This is a genomic window from Klenkia sp. AC732 (assembly GCF_979256525.1).
On record NZ_CEEDOS010000007.1, the window covers coordinates 36,785 to 50,804 of the forward strand.

The following is a 14,020-nucleotide window of genomic DNA, read 5'->3' on the forward strand; positions in this document are numbered from 1 at the left end:
GCCCCTCAGGGCAGCAGGGGCGTCATCCGGCTGGTGGCGTCGCCGTCGAACAGGCGGTCGTGCATGGCCAGGGCGTACCGGTCGGTCATCCCCGACACGTGGTCCACGACCTGGGTGACCAGGTCGGCCTCGGTGTCCCGGTAGGTGGCCGGGATCTGCTCGGGGTGGGCCAGGTGGTGGTCCACCAGCCGGCGGATGACGTCGATGGCCACGTGCTTCTGCCCGGCCGCGGTCGAGGACTCGTAGACCCGCTCGAACATGAACGTCCGCAGCTCGTGCATGGCCTCCAGCGCGTCGGCCTGCATGACGACCGCCCCCGCGGTGTTCGACGCCGACAGGCTGCCGTCGACGACGGCGTCGATCATCGCCCCGACCATGGCGCTGCCCGGCTCGCCGAAGACGGCGCGGGCCCGCCGGGGCAGGTCGCCGGGCCGCAGCACCCCGGCCCGGACGGCGTCCAGCGCGTCGTGGGACAGGTAGCCGATGCGGTCGGCGTAGCGGACGCACTCGCCCTCGCGGGTCGCCGGCGGCGGGCTGATCTTCCAGCTGTGCGCCCGGACGCCGTCCCGGACCTCCCACGTCAGGTTGAGGTCCTCGAGCACCTCCACGATCCGCACGCCCTGCGCGGCGTGGTGCCAGCCGCCGGGGACGTAGGGCTCCAGCGCGTCCTCGCCGATGTGGCCGAACGGGGAGTGCCCGACGTCGTGGGCCAACGCGATCGCCTCGGCGAGGGTCTCGTTGAGGCTCAGCGCGGCGGCCAGTGACCGGGCCACCTGGGTGACCTGGAGGGTGTGGGTGAGCCGGGTGACGAAGTGGTCGCCGTCGGGGTGCAGGAAGACCTGGGTCTTGTGCTTGAGCCGTCGGAAGGCCTTGGCGTGCAGGATCCGGTCCCGGTCCCGCTCGTACGCCGTCCGCAGCGGGTCCTCGGCCTCGTTCCGGGCCCGGCCGCGGGTCGCCGTGGACCGCGCCGCGGCCGGTGCCAGGTCGGCCTCGGCGCGCTCGCGGGCCAGCCGGTCGCTGAGCCGGAACGGGGTGGTCACCGGATCAGAGGGCGATGCCGAGCAGCGCGTCCACGGCGTCGCGGACGACGGCGGGGGCCTGCTCCTCGAGCTCGGGGGCGGTGTCCCCGGCGAGCGTGGCGGCCGCCCAGGCGTCGACCGCGGCGATCGCGCCGGGTGAGTCCAGGTCGTCGGTGAGCCGCTCGCGCAGCGTGGTCAGCAGCGGGGCGGCCGGGGCACCGGACTCGCGCTCGACGGCCTCGCGCCAGGTGGCCAGCCGGTCCTGCGCGGCGGTGAGCAGGTCCCCGGTCCAGGCCCGGTCGGTGCGGTAGTGCCCGGACAGCAGGGCCAGCCGGATGGCCATCGGGTCCACGCCGTCGCCACGCAGCCGGGAGACGAAGACCAGGTTGCCCCGGCTCTTGCTCATCTTCTCCCCGTCCAGGCCGATCATCGCCGCGTGCACGTAGGCCTGGGCGAAGGGCTTGGTGCCGGTGAGCGCCTCGGCGTGCACGGCGGAGAACTCGTGGTGCGGGAAGACCAGGTCGCTGCCGCCGGCCTGGACGTCGAACCCCATGCCGATGGTGCCCAGCGCGATGGAAGCGCACTCGACGTGCCAGCCGGGGCGGCCGGCCACGCCCTGCGGGCCGGGCCAGGACGGCTCGCCCTCGCGGGCACCGCGCCACAGCAGCGGGTCCAGCCGGTTGCGCTTGCCCGGGCGGTCGGGGTCTCCCCCGCGCTCGGCGGACAGCCGCAGCATCGTCTCCTCGTCGTAGCCGCTCTCGCTGCCGAACCCGGGGGCCTGGCTCACGTCGTGGTAGACGTCACCGGTGCCGTCCTCGAGGGTGTAGGCCAGTCCCGCGGTCTGCAGGTCCTCGACGTGGGCCACGATCTGCGGGATCGCCTCGACGGCGCCCACGTAGTCCTCGGGCGGCAGCACGCGCAGGGCGGTCATGTCCTCCCGGAAGAGCGCGGTCTCCCGCATGCCCAGCACGATCCAGTCCTCGCCGTCCCGGTCTGCCCGCTCGAAGAGCGGGTCGTCGACGTCGGTGACGTTCTGCACGTAGTGCACCGCGTGCCCCAGGTCGCGCCACACCCGGTTGACCAGGTCGAAGGCCAGGTAGGTGGCGGCGTGGCCGAGGTGGGTGGCGTCGTAGGGCGTGATGCCGCAGACGTACATCCGCGCGGTGGTGTCCGGGGCGGTGGGGACGACCTCGCCGCGGGCGGTGTCGTGGAGCCGCAGGGCGGGACCGCGCCCGGGGACCGAGGGCAGGAGGGGGGCGGGCCAGCTGAGCACGCACCGAGGGTAGTTGTGGGGTCCGACGGTCTTCACCGCCCGGTGGCCGGGCCCCTCAGGGCGGGCCGCCGCCGACGCTGAGGATGCCGCTGCCCCAGTGCCGCCTCTGCCGGGCCCGGGCCAGGTGGGCGACGCACCCGGCCACGACCCAACGCGCCGGACCGGTCGCGTCCAGCACCCGTCCCGGCACCTCGGGTGCGGGGAGCCCGTGACCCCGCTCGCGGTTCCTGCCCAGCATCGCCGCGGTGCTGGCCAGCGCCGCCACCGCGGCGTCCTCTGCGTCCCACCGGGCGTCGGTGTCCCGCAGGTCGAGCACGGACAGCAGGTCCAGGTCGCGACGACGGCCGCGGTCGTCCACCGGGCGGTGCGTGGTGCTCCACCAGCGGCGCCGGCGCACCCACCGCCCCCGTGCGACGAGCTCGGCCACGACGTCGGGCAGCCCGACGGGCGCCCGGGCCGTCCAGTCGTCCAGCGAGGCGGCCGGCGAGGAGTCCATGGCGGCGAGCAGTGCGTCGTGCGGGCCGGACCCGGTCGGCGTGGTGTCCAGCAGCACCGAGTCCGGGGTCTCCTCCAACCTGCCCGCGAGGGCCAGGTCGACCAGCAACCCGCACCGGACGGCGTCGTCACAGACGTCGGCCGGGCTCAGCCGGTCGGCAGAGGTCAGCGCGAGCCCGGCCAGTCGGGCCGCGACGTCGCCGACCGGGACTCTCACGTCAGAACGGCGGCCAGGGCAGCGCGGGCCAGTCGCCGCTGGGCTCGGGGTGGCGCCCGGTGCGCAGCAGGTCCGCCACCCGCTGCTGGGTGCGGCGGACCTCGCGGCGGGTCAGGTGCTCGTGCAGCTGCTCGCCCAGGTCGCCCAGGAGCTGCTCCTGCAGCCGGGTGAGGACCTCGACGGCCTCCTCGGTGAGCGGCTTGCCGGCCCAGCGCCACAGCAGGGTGCGCAGCTTGGGGTCGGCGGAGAAGCAGATGCCGTGGTCGACGCCGTACACGTGGCCGTCGGCCATCGGGATCATGTGGCCGCCCTTGCGGTCGGCGTTGTTCACCACGGCGTCGAAGACGGCCATCCGGCGCAGCTCGGGGACGTCGGCCTTCACGAAGCGGGTCAGCTCGACCTCGGGGTCGCCGTTCTGCCAGAGCTGCACCATGCCGTGGCCGAAGGGCCCGTCGCGCAGCACCGTGGGCGGCACGACCCGCCAGCCGGTGGCCTCCGACACCAGGTAGGCGCTGATCTCCCGGCCGGCCAGCGTGCCGTCGGGGAAGTCCCACAGCGGCCGCTCGCCGGCGACCGGCTTGTAGACGCACTCCCCGGCCAGCTCGTCGGTGCGGATGGCCCCGATCAGGGTCACGTTGCTGGCGTCGAGCAGTCGGCCCTCGAGGTCCAGGACGCCGTCGCGCAGCAGGGTGTGCGCCTCGGCGTCGTCGGCGGGGCGGCGGCGGTCGCCGTGGTCGAAGCCCAGGGTGTCCAGGCTGCGGGTGCCGTCGTCGGCGTCCTCGTCGTCCGGCTCGTCGTCGTCGGGCTCGAACTCGTCGTCCAGGTCGCCGTCGAGGAAGGCGTCCACCAGCTCGTCCCCGGTCCGGTCGGCGCCCTCGGCGCTGCTCAGCGCCGGTACCCGTTCTGCCGCGGGCAGACGTGACCGGCGGGGTCCAGCGGCATGGAGCACAGCGGGCAGGCCGGGCGGCCGGCGGAGATGACCCGACGGGCGCGGGCGATGAAGGAGCGTGCGGCGGCCGGGGTGATGGTGACCCGCAGGGCGTCGGGGCCCTCGTCGGAGTCGGACAGGATCGCGTCCTCGTCGATGGGCTCCTCGCCGGCGGCCACGGCCTCCACGACGACGGCCTCGGCGTCGCCGTCCCAGGCCAGGCCCATGGCAGCGACCCGGAACTCCTCGTCCACCGGGGCGGTGAGCGGGTCCAGGTCGTCGACGTCGGCGTCCGGGGGGACGACGGTGGTCGCCCGGGTGGCGATCTCGTCGAGGAGCTCGCTCATCCGCTCGGCGAGCACCGAGACCTGGGTCTTCTCCAGGGCGACCGACACGACCCGGCCGGCCTCGTCGGCGGCCTGCAGGTAGAAGGTGCGGTCGCCGGGCTGGCCGACGGTCCCCGCGACGAAACGGGAGGGGCGGTCGAAGTGGAACACCTGGCGTGGCACGGCGACGAGGTTACGCGCCGGGAGCCCGGGTGGCCCTGCCGTCAGACCGTGCTGCCCTCAGACCGTGCTGCCGGCACCGCCGCCGACGACGGCGTCGGAGGAGGCCTTGCGGCGTCGTCCCGGCTTCTTCTTCGGGGGGATGAGCGCGCTGACGTCGCCGCCGCTGTCGTTGACCCGCAGCACGAAGGGCCGGGTCTCGGTGTAGCTGACCACCGAGATCGACGCCGGGTCGGCGACGATGCGCTGGAACTGGTCCAGGTGCATGCCGTAGGCGTCGGCCAGGATCGCCTTGATCACGTCACCGTGGGTGCAAGCCAGCCAGACGGCGTCCGGGCCCAACCGGGCGTTCCACTCCCGGACGGCGGCGACGGCGCGGGCCTGCGTCTGTGCCAGCCCCTCGCCCTCGGGGCCGGGGAAGACCGCGGCGGAGGGGTGCTGCTGCACGACCTTCCACAGCGGCTCCTTGAGCAGGTCCTTGATCGGCTTGCCGGTCCAGTCGCCGTAGCGGCACTCGCCGAGCCGGTCGTCGGTCTGCAGCTGCAGCTCGCGGCCGGCCAGCACCGCGCCGGCGGTCTGCTGGCAGCGCTCCAGCGGGCTGGAGACGACGGCGGCCAGCGGGACCGACGCCAGCCGCTCCCCCACCGCCCGCACCTGGGCCTGCCCGGTCTCGTCCAGCTGCACGCCGGGGGTCCAGCCGGCCAGGAGACCCGAGGCGTTGGCCGTCGTCCGGCCGTGCCGCAGGAGGATCACGGTGGTCACGACACCGAGCCTAGGCGCCTCAGGGGGTGAGGACGCCGGCACCGACGAGGGCGAGCAGGGCCAGGCCCAGCACGATCCGGTAGACGACGAACGGTGTGAACGTGCCGCGCTCGAGGTAGCGCAGCAGCCAGGCGATGACGGCCAGACCCACGCCGAAGGCGATGACGGTGGCCAGCAGCGTCGGGCCCCAGGAGATCGGGGTGCCCTCGGTGCCGCCGCCCAGGGCGTCGTAGGCCTGGTAGAAGCCCGAACCCAGGACGGCGGGGATGGCCAGCAGGAAGGAGTAGCGGGCGGCCGCGGCGCGGGAGTAGCCCAGGAAGAGGCCCATGGTGATCGTGCCGCCGGAGCGGGAGACGCCGGGGATGAGCGCCGCGGCCTGGGCCAGGCCGTAGAGGACGCCGTGCTTGACGGTCAGGTCGGTGAGCTGGCGCTGCTTGCTGCCGATCCGGTCGGCCAGGAAGAGCACCAGGGAGAACACGACCAGCGCGATGGCGATGATCCGCAGGTCGCGGAACGTGGTCTCGATCTGGTCCTGGAACAGCAGCCCCAGGACGACGATCGGGACCGACCCGATGATGATCAGCCAGCCCATCCGGGCGTCGGGGTCCGAGCGCAGCGAGCGGTCCCGCAGCGACAGCACCCAGGTGCGGATGATCCGCCAGATGTCGTGCCGGAAGTAGAGGAGCACCGCGATCTCGGTGCCGATCTGGGTGATGGCGGTGAACGCCGCGCCCGGGTCGTCCCAGCCGAAGGCGGCACCGACGACGCGCAGGTGCGCGCTGGAGGAGATCGGCAGGAACTCCGTCAGGCCCTGCACCAGGCCCAGGACGACGGCTTCGATCCAGCCCACGGCTCAGACCCGCCCGGTGCGGGAGGTGGACGGGGGACGGCAGGCAGACGCGGGCACGGAAGCGACCCTAGGGCGGCGGGCTGGGTCCGCAGCGCCGTCGGGCCGGGTGTCGCCGAGCGCGCCGCGGGCACGCCGGTAGGTTCACCTGTCGTGGAACAGCGGGCGTTGGGGCGCAGCGGCCTGGTGGTCTCCCGGCTCGCGCTGGGCACGATGACCTGGGGCCGGGACACCGACGAGGACGAGGCTGCGATGCAGCTCACGGCCTTCGTGGACGCGGGCGGGACGCTGGTCGACACGGCCGACGTCTACGTCGACGGGGAGTCCGAGCGGGTGCTGGGGCGGCTGTTGTCCGACGTCGTCCCCCGGGAGGACGTGCTGGTCGCGACCAAGGCGACCGGTCGCACCCGGCCCGGCGCGATGGGCCGCGGCAGCTCGCGCGGGCACCTGCTCGCCGCGCTGGACGCCTCGCTGGAGCGGCTGGGCCTGGACCACGTGGACCTGTGGCAACTGCACTCCTGGGACGACGCCACCCCGCTGGAGGAGACCCTGGCCGCGGTGGACACCGCGGTGTCCAGCGGCCGGGTCCGGTACGTCGGGGTGAGCAACTTCACCGGCTGGCAGACCGCGCAGGCGGCGACCTGGCAGCGCGCCTGGCCGGGCCGCACCCCGCTGGTCAGCACCCAGGTCGAGTACTCGCTGCTGCAGCGCGGCGTCGAGCGGGAGGTCGTGCCGGCCGCCGGGGCGATGGGCCTGGGTCTGCTGCCGTGGTCGCCGCTGGGCCGCGGCCTGCTCACCGGCAAGTACCGGCACACGACGCCGGCCGACAGCCGGGGCGCCTCGGCGCAGTGGTCGGGGTTCATCGACGGTCTGCGGTCCAAGGACGCCGACCGGGTGGTCGAGGCCGTCATCACCGCCGCGCAGGGCCTGAACACCGTCCCGCTGGCGGTGGCGCTGGCCTGGCTGCGCGACCGGCCGGGTGTCGTCGCACCCGTGGTGGGCGCGCGCACCGCCGCCCAGCTGCAGGTCAGCCTGGACGCGGAGGACGTGACCCTGCCCGCGGCGATCCGCCGCGCCCTGGACGACATCTCCGCCCCGCACACCTCCTACCCGGAGCGTCGGCCCGGATGACCGCACCACCGGACCCGGTCTTCGCCGCCTTCACCACCGCGGGGCTCTGGCCCGGGCTGGGCAAGCGGGCGGCCGCCGAGCTGCCCGCCGCCGGCATCCAGACCTCCGACGACGTGACGGCCGACCGGCTGCTCAAGCTCCCCCGGGTGGGCCGTCAGCGCGCCGAGCGGCTGTTCTCCTCCTTCCTGGCCGCGCAGCCGACCTACCAGGTCGTGGAGCTGCTGGTGGCCGCCGGGATCGCCGCGAAGCTGGCGACCAACGCCGCGGACGCGCTGGGCCCGGACGCGGCCCGCCGGTTGCGGGACGACCCGTGGCGGCTGCTGTCGCTGTCCCAGGTGACCCTCGCCGACGCCGACCGGCTCGCCGTCTCGGTGCTGCCCGGTGTGGACAAGCAGGACCAGCGGCGCGGCCGGGCGCTGGTCGCGCTCACGCTGCGCACGGCGACCCGGGACGGGCACACCGTGCTGCCGGTCGACCTGGTGGTCGCCGCGCTCAAGGCCGAGGACGTGCGGGAGCCGGTCGCGGCGATCGAGGCCGCGGTGGACTCCGGGGACGTGTTGCTGCACGAGCCGCCGTTCGAGGAGCCCGGCGAGGACGACGCCGACGGGGGCGAGTTCCCCGAGCCCGACCCGGCGCTGCGCACGCTGAGCCTGTCGCGCTACGGGATGGCCGAGGAGGCGGTCGCCGAGGCGGTGGCCCGGCTGGCCGCGACCGCCGAGCGGATCGCGGACCCGGCGTCGGTGCGCTCGGTGGCCAAGGGCCTGGACCCCGCCCAGCTGGAGGCGGTCGCCCAGGTGCTCGGGCACGGTGTCAGCCTGCTCACCGGCGGTCCGGGCACCGGCAAGAGCCGCACGGTGGCCTCGGTGGTGAAGCTGCTGGAGACCAAGGGCGTCGAGGTGGCGCTGGCCGCCCCGACGGGGCGCGCGGCCAAGCGGCTGGAGGAGCTCACCGACCACCCGGCGGTCACCGTGCACCGCCTGCTGGGTGCGCAGGGCACCACCGGCGGGTTCGCCCGCAACGAGGAGTGGCCGCTGGACGCCGACGTCATCGTGGTCGACGAGGCCTCGATGCTCGACGTCGAGCTGACCGCCGCGCTGCTGGAGGCCTGTGCCGACGGCACCCACCTGCTGCTGGTCGGCGACCCGGCGCAGCTGCCCTCGATCGGCCCGGGCCACGTGCTGGGCGACCTGATCGACTCCGGGGCCGTCCCGGTCACCGAGCTGACCACGCTGCACCGGCAGGCCGCCGGTGGGGCCATCGCCCGGCTGGCCACCGGCGTCCGCGGCGGGGAGCTGGTGCACGTCGAGTCCCCCGACCGCGAGGTCGTCATCGTGCCGGCGTCGGGCAGCGCCGAGGCGGCCCGCCGGGTCGTGCAGCTGGTCACCGACTCGATCCCCCGGGCGTTGTCGTTGGACCCGGCCACCGTCCAGGTGGTGACGCCGGTGCACCGCGGTCCGGCGGGCACGATCGAGCTGAACAAGGCGCTGAAGGCCGAGCTGAACCCCGGCGACGGGACGGTGTGGGGCTTCGACGTCGGCGACCGGGTGGTGGCCACGGCGAACCACCTGGACCTGGAGCCCGTCGGGTTCGCCAACGGCGAGGTCGGCGTGGTCACCGGCACCGGCGACGGCTCGTTGTCCATCGACTTCAGCTCCGGCCCGTGCAACGTCACCGGCACCGCGCTGGGCGACCTCAAGCACGGTTGGGCGATCACCGTGCACCGGGCGCAGGGCTCGGAGTGGCCCGGCGTGGTCGTCGTGCTGCCGCCCGAGGCCGGCGGCATGCTGTCCCGGCCGCTGGTCTACACCGCGCTGACCCGCGCGCAGAAGCACCTGTCGATCGTGCACGCCTCCGGTGCGGCGCTGGCCCGGGCGGTGCGCGAGGTCGACGTCCGCCCGCGCCGGACCCGTCTCGCCCAGCTCCTCCGGGAACAGGCCGACTGACGAAAAGCGGGTGACGGCGCCCGGCGGGCCGGGCAGACTCCTCGACGTGCGCTGAGCAGACGAGACCCCGGTCCCCCGTCCCCGCGCACCCCCCTGAGGTGACCATGCCCCTCTCCCTGCACGCACTGTCCTTCGCCTGGCCCGACGGCACGCCCGTGCTGGACGGCCTCACCGCCACGTTCGGTCCCGGCTGCACCGGGCTGGTGGCGCCCAACGGCGCCGGCAAGTCCACCCTGCTCCGGCTGGTCGCCGGCGAGCTGACCCCGACCGCCGGTTCGGTCACCGTCGACGGGGTGCTGGGCTGGCTGCGGCAGGGCCTGCCCTCGACGGTCGGCACGGCCGCCGACCTGCTCGGCGTCGCCGACGTCCTCGCCGCGCTCCGGTCGATCGAGGCCGGGGACGTCGACGAGGGGCACTTCGCCGTCGTCGGCACCGACTGGGACGTCGAGGAGCGCACCCGCGCGCAGCTGGACCGCCTCGGCCTGGGCGGCGTCGCCCTGGACCGGCCGCTGGCCACCCTGTCCGGCGGCCAGGTCGTCACCCTGGGCCTGGCCGGCCAGCTGCTGCGCGACCCGGACGTGCTGCTGCTCGACGAGCCCACCAACGACCTGGACGCCGACGCCCGGGCCCGGCTGACCGAGGTCGTCGACGGCTTCCGCGGCTGCCTGCTGCTGGTCAGCCACGACCGGGACCTGCTGGAGCACGTCGACCAGGTGGCCGAGCTGGACGGCTCGGGTCTGCGCACCCACGGCGGGGCGTTCAGCGCCTGGGAGGAGGCGGTCGCCGCGGAGCAGGCGGTTGCCGAGCGGGAGGTCCGCAGTGCGGAGCAGGCGCTCAGGCGGGAGAAGAGAGAGCGTCAGCAGGCCCGGGAGCGGGCCGACCGCCGGGCCGGCACCGGGGCGCGGGACGCGGTGACCTCCGGGCTGCCCAAGATCCTGGCCGGGGCCCGCAAGCGCAGCGCGCAGGAGTCCGCCGGCCGTGCCGACGGCACCCACGGCACCCGCGTCGAGGACGCCCGGACCCGGTTGACCGCGGCCGAGCGCGCCCTCCGGGACCACGCCGTGCTGACCCTGGAGCTGCCCGCCACCCGGGTACCGGCGGGCCGGACCGTGGTGCAGGCCGAGGGCGTCGTGGTGCGGGACCTGTTCGGCGACGGCGTCGGCGAGGGCATGCACCTGACGCTGCGCGGTCCGGAGCGGGTAGCGCTGACCGGCGCGAACGGCTCCGGGAAGTCCACCCTGCTGCGGGTGCTCAGCGGTGACCTGGTGCCCGACCGGGGGCGGGTGGCCCGGGCCGAGGGGCGGGTGGCGTACCTGTCGCAGCGCCTGGACCTGCTGGACCCGACGGTGACCGTGGCGGACGCGCTGGCCGCCGCCGCACCCGAGCGGCCCGAGGCGGAACGGCTGACGCTGCTGGCCCGGTTCCTCCTCCGGGGCGCCCGTGCGCACCTGCCGGTGGGCGCGCTGTCCGGCGGGGAACGGCTGCGGGCCACGCTGGCCTGCGTCCTGCTCGCCGAGCCCGCCCCGCAGCTGGTGCTGCTCGACGAGCCGACCAACAACCTGGACCTGACCGGCGTCGCCCAGCTGGTGTCCGCGCTGGACGCCTACGAGGGCGCCCTGGTGGTGGTCAGCCACGACGAGCGGTTCCTGGCCGAGCTGCGCCTGGACCGCCGGGTGCGCCTGACCGGAGGTCGGCTGGCCCAGCGCTGACAGCTCAGTCCTGGCAGCAGCGCCGGGGGGCGCAGAGCAGCCGGTGGACGGCGGGGCCCAGGTCCTCGGCGGTGGTGACCGGGACGTCGAAGGGCACCCGGACGTCGCGGTGCCCGCGCTCGGACTCGATCCGCAGCCGGAACCCGGCGCGGTCCAGCCCCAGCGGCCGGACGACGTCGCCGTCCCGGACCCACTCGGCGGGGATCCGGGTGCGGAGCAGCGCCAGCTCCTCGGGGTGGTCGTCGTCCAGGTGCTGCAGGGCCGAGGTCTCGACGGCGACCAGCGGGTCGGGGCTGGCGGCGACGTAGTCCTCGGGCTCGATCTCCGCGGTGCCCCCGCCCTCGCCCAGGACGACCTCGGCCAGGTCCAGGCGCAGCAGGGTCGCGGTGACACCGACGTCCAGCAGTGACCCGGCGGGCAGCACGTCGGCGAAGTCCAGGGTCGCGGCACGGAGGTCCTCGTCGCGGACCGGGGTGAGCCAGCCCGAGAGCCAGAGCTGGGCGCGGACCTGGTCGCGCAGCGGCACCGGGGCGTGGTCGGTGACCATCACCAGGGCGGGCAGGTCGCCCTCGTCGGCGGCTGCCACGGCGGCGGCGAGCTCCCCGTCGGTGGGGACGACGAGCAGCACCTGGCCGGTGAGCGTGGTGGCGTGGGCCAGCACCCGGGAGCCGGACACCCCGGCGGCGCAGACCGCGGCCGAGGGACGACAGGCCACGGTGCGGGCGCGCTCGGCGGGCGTGGGGCGGCCGAGTGCCTCGGGTCGGACGGCGGGCGGGGTGGTCGACGTCATGGGGGGTCCTCGTCTCCGGTGTGAGTAAGGTGAGGCTAACCGAACGAGGAGGCTCCGTGAACACCCCCCGACCGAAGGTGCGCCTGTCCCGAGCACTGGGCATGCCGCTGACGCCCAAGTGCGTGAAGTACTTCGAGCGCCGGCCCTACCCGCCGGGCGAGCACGGCCGCAAGCGCAAGAACACCAGCGACTACAAGACGCGTCTGCTGGAGAAGCAGCGGCTGCGCGCCCAGTACGACGTGAGCGAGACCCAGCTGCGCCTGGCGTTCGACCGGGCCAAGAAGACCAGCCGCAACACCGGCGCCAAGACCGGCGAGGCCCTGCTGCTGGACCTGGAGTCCCGGCTGGACGCCACCGTGCTGCGCGCTGGGTTCGCCCGGACGATCTACCAGGCCCGGCAGAACGTCACCCACCACCACGTGACGGTCAACGGCAAGCGCGTCGACCGGCCCAGCTACCGGGTCGAGCCCGGTGACGTCGTCGCCATCGCCGAGCGCAGCAAGCCCAAGCAGCCCTTCCAGGTGGCCGCCTCCGGCGCCCACGCCGAGGCCCCGAAGTACCTCGACGTGCGGCTGGCCGAGCTGAGCTGCTTCGTCGTCCGCCGCCCGCAGCGCACCGAGATCCCGGTGCAGTGCGAGGAGCAGCTGGTCGTGGAGCACTACTCCCGCTGAGCCCCGAGCCCGGTCGCGCCCTCCGCGGGTGCGACCGGGCTCAGTCGGTGTTGAGCCGGACGGCGCGGCGGGTCCTGCGCCCGGTCCACCAGAAGGGCAGCGCCCAGACCAGAGCCCACCAGGGGACGTCGTCCCAGCGGCTCTGCACCGCGACGACCACGGCGCCCGCCCCCAGCAGGGCGAGCCAGGCCGCGGCGGTGACGAGCAGCGCGGTCCGCCTCCGCCCGTGCAGCGGCGCGGGCTCCCAGGCGCGCGCGAGGGCCACGACGGCGGCCCGCTCGGCCGGGTCCTGGAGCGCGTGGCCGCCCAGCAGGGCCGCCTCCACCCGCCCCATCGCCACCGGCGTCAGGCCGTGGGTCCGCCGGACGTCACCCAGCACGTCGCGGTCCCGACCCGGCCGCAGTCGGGACCAGGCCGCCCGCCGGCTCCACCACACGGCAGCCGCGGGCAGGCCGAGCAGGAGCAGCAGCACCACCGTCCAGGCCCAGGTCACAGCGCTGATGATCACCTGCTCGTGCACTCGCCGCACCCCGTTCACCCAGGGGTCCCCCACCGTCCGTCCTGCCCGGGGACGGTGCGGTCGTGCGCATCGTGCTCGTGGCCAACCTGCACCACCCCACCTCCGGTGGGCTGCGCACCGCCGTCGACCGGCTGGCCCTGGGGTACGCCCATCGGGGGCACGCCGTCGCGGTGCTGGTCCCGGGCCCGCGCACCGAGGGCGACCCGGCGGACGTCGTCCCGGGTGCGGTCACCCGGCTGACGCTGGCCGCCCCGCGGGTGCCGGGCACCGGCGGCTACCGGCTGATGGACCCGTGGCGGGTGCGTCGGCTGCTGGACCAGCTCGCCCCGGACCGACTCGAGGTCTCCGACCGGACGACGCTGCGGGGGCTCGGCCGGTGGGCCGCCGACCGTGGCGTGCCGACACTGGTCATGGCCCACGAGCGGCTGGACCGGCTGCTGACCCAGTGGCTGCTGCCGGCGGGGGCGGCCCGGCGGGTGGCCGACGTGGCGAACCGGCGGACGGCGGCGCGGCACGACCTGGTGGTCTGCAGCACCGACTTCGCCGCCGAGGAGTTCCACCGCGTGGGCGCCACCACCATCGCCCAGGTGCCGCTGGGTGTGGACCTGCGCATGTTCGCCCCGGACCGCCGGGACTCGCGGCTGCGCGGTGAGCTGCTGGACCGCTCCGACGTCCTGCTGGTGCACTGCGGGCGGCTGTCGGCGGAGAAGGAACCCGAACGCTCGGTCGACGCCCTGGTCGAGCTGCGGGCCCGCGGGGTGCGGGCCACGCTCGCCGTCGTCGGGGACGGACCGCTGCGGGACCGGCTGCGGACCCGCGCCGCCGGGCACCCGGTGCGCTTCCTGGGCCACGTCGAGGACCGCACCGCCGTCGCCACCCTGTTGGCCAGCGCCGACGTGGCCCTGGCCCCCGGGCCGCACGAGACGTTCGGGCTGGCCGCCCTGGAGGCGCTGGCCTGCGGCACCCCGGTGGTGGCCTCGGCCAGCTCCGCGCTGCGCGAGCTGGTCACCGGCGGCGCGCACGGCAGCGCGGTCGCCGACGACGCGGCGTCCTTCGCCGACGGGGTGCAGCGGGTGCTGGCCCACGATGTCGACGTCCGACGGGCCGCTGCCCGGGCGCGCGCCGCGGACTTCCCGTGGGCCGCGTCGGTCGACGCGATGCTGGGGCTGCTGGCCGCCTGATGCGCCGCCGCGGGGCAACCCGCAGGCT

14 protein-coding genes are annotated in these 14,020 nt (G+C 75.4%); 5 read left to right on the forward strand and 9 right to left on the reverse strand.

Translation table 11 applies throughout. The annotated features are described in order from the left end of the window. Positions 1-5: 5 nt before the first annotated feature. The 7 genes from AC0IVP_RS04755 to AC0IVP_RS04785 are packed head-to-tail and all read right to left on the reverse strand — an operon-like array spanning position 6 to position 6,050. Positions 6-1,040: an HD domain-containing protein gene (locus tag AC0IVP_RS04755; RefSeq protein ID WP_056298677.1), complete on the reverse strand. Its 1,035-nt coding sequence runs from the start codon at positions 1,038-1,040 to the stop codon at positions 6-8. Between the two features lie 4 nt (positions 1,041-1,044). Further along, positions 1,045-2,292: a cysteine--1-D-myo-inosityl 2-amino-2-deoxy-alpha-D-glucopyranoside ligase gene (gene mshC / locus AC0IVP_RS04760; RefSeq protein ID WP_471754934.1), complete on the reverse strand. Its 1,248-nt coding sequence runs from the start codon at positions 2,290-2,292 to the stop codon at positions 1,045-1,047. 55 nt (positions 2,293-2,347) lie between these two features. After that, positions 2,348-3,004, reverse strand: a complete 657-nt coding sequence (locus tag AC0IVP_RS04765) for a GPP34 family phosphoprotein (protein ID WP_471754936.1) — start codon at positions 3,002-3,004, stop codon at positions 2,348-2,350. 1 nt (position 3,005) lies between these two features. Then, entirely contained in the window at positions 3,006-3,851 is an 846-nt protein-coding gene (locus tag AC0IVP_RS04770) for an SCO1664 family protein (protein ID WP_471754938.1), read from the reverse strand. 38 nt (positions 3,852-3,889) lie between these two features. After that, positions 3,890-4,441, reverse strand: coding sequence for a DUF3090 family protein (locus AC0IVP_RS04775; protein ID WP_056298682.1), 552 nt, complete (start codon positions 4,439-4,441; stop codon positions 3,890-3,892). Positions 4,442-4,498: 57 nt separating this feature from the next. Further along, positions 4,499-5,200, reverse strand: coding sequence for a histidine phosphatase family protein (locus AC0IVP_RS04780; protein ID WP_056298684.1), 702 nt, complete (start codon positions 5,198-5,200; stop codon positions 4,499-4,501). Between the two features lie 19 nt (positions 5,201-5,219). Beyond that, positions 5,220-6,050 carry an undecaprenyl-diphosphate phosphatase gene (locus AC0IVP_RS04785; protein ID WP_056298687.1) on the reverse strand — a complete coding sequence of 277 codons (831 nt, stop codon included), beginning with the start codon at positions 6,048-6,050 and terminating at the stop codon, positions 5,220-5,222. 150 nt (positions 6,051-6,200) lie between these two features. Here AC0IVP_RS04785 and AC0IVP_RS04790 point away from each other — a divergent pair, with 150 nt between their 5' ends. The 3 genes from AC0IVP_RS04790 (at position 6,201) to AC0IVP_RS04800 (ending at position 10,830) form a co-directional block, all read left to right on the forward strand. Then, positions 6,201-7,178, forward strand: coding sequence for an aldo/keto reductase (locus tag AC0IVP_RS04790; RefSeq protein ID WP_471754940.1), 978 nt, complete (start codon positions 6,201-6,203; stop codon positions 7,176-7,178). Then, the gene (locus AC0IVP_RS04795; RefSeq protein WP_471754942.1) at positions 7,175-9,121 is read left to right on the forward strand and encodes an AAA family ATPase; all 1,947 of its coding nucleotides are present in this window, start codon (positions 7,175-7,177) and stop codon (positions 9,119-9,121) included. Before AC0IVP_RS04790 ends, AC0IVP_RS04795 begins: the two co-directional genes overlap by 4 nt. A 104-nt stretch (positions 9,122-9,225) precedes the next feature. Further along, on the forward strand, positions 9,226-10,830 hold the full coding sequence (locus tag AC0IVP_RS04800; RefSeq protein ID WP_471754944.1) for an ABC-F family ATP-binding cassette domain-containing protein: 1,605 nt from the start codon (positions 9,226-9,228) through the stop codon (positions 10,828-10,830). A 4-nt stretch (positions 10,831-10,834) separates the two neighbouring features. On the opposite strand, the gene AC0IVP_RS04805 is transcribed toward AC0IVP_RS04800, so the two are convergent. After that, positions 10,835-11,620 carry a DUF2470 domain-containing protein gene (locus tag AC0IVP_RS04805; RefSeq protein ID WP_471754946.1) on the reverse strand — a complete coding sequence of 262 codons (786 nt, stop codon included), beginning with the start codon at positions 11,618-11,620 and terminating at the stop codon, positions 10,835-10,837. A gap of 56 nt (positions 11,621-11,676) precedes the next feature. Between AC0IVP_RS04805 and rpsD the strand changes: the two genes are divergently transcribed. Beyond that, positions 11,677-12,291, forward strand: a complete 615-nt coding sequence (gene rpsD, locus AC0IVP_RS04810; RefSeq protein ID WP_082557108.1) for a 30S ribosomal protein S4 — start codon at positions 11,677-11,679, stop codon at positions 12,289-12,291. A gap of 40 nt (positions 12,292-12,331) precedes the next feature. On the opposite strand, the gene AC0IVP_RS04815 is transcribed toward rpsD, so the two are convergent. Next, positions 12,332-12,811, reverse strand: coding sequence for a hypothetical protein (locus tag AC0IVP_RS04815; protein WP_471754948.1), 480 nt, complete (start codon positions 12,809-12,811; stop codon positions 12,332-12,334). Positions 12,812-12,873: 62 nt separating this feature from the next. On the opposite strand from AC0IVP_RS04815, the gene AC0IVP_RS04820 reads away from it, so the two are divergent. After that, entirely contained in the window at positions 12,874-13,992 is a 1,119-nt protein-coding gene (locus AC0IVP_RS04820; RefSeq protein WP_471754950.1) for a glycosyltransferase, read from the forward strand. Positions 13,993-14,020 lie beyond the last annotated feature (28 nt).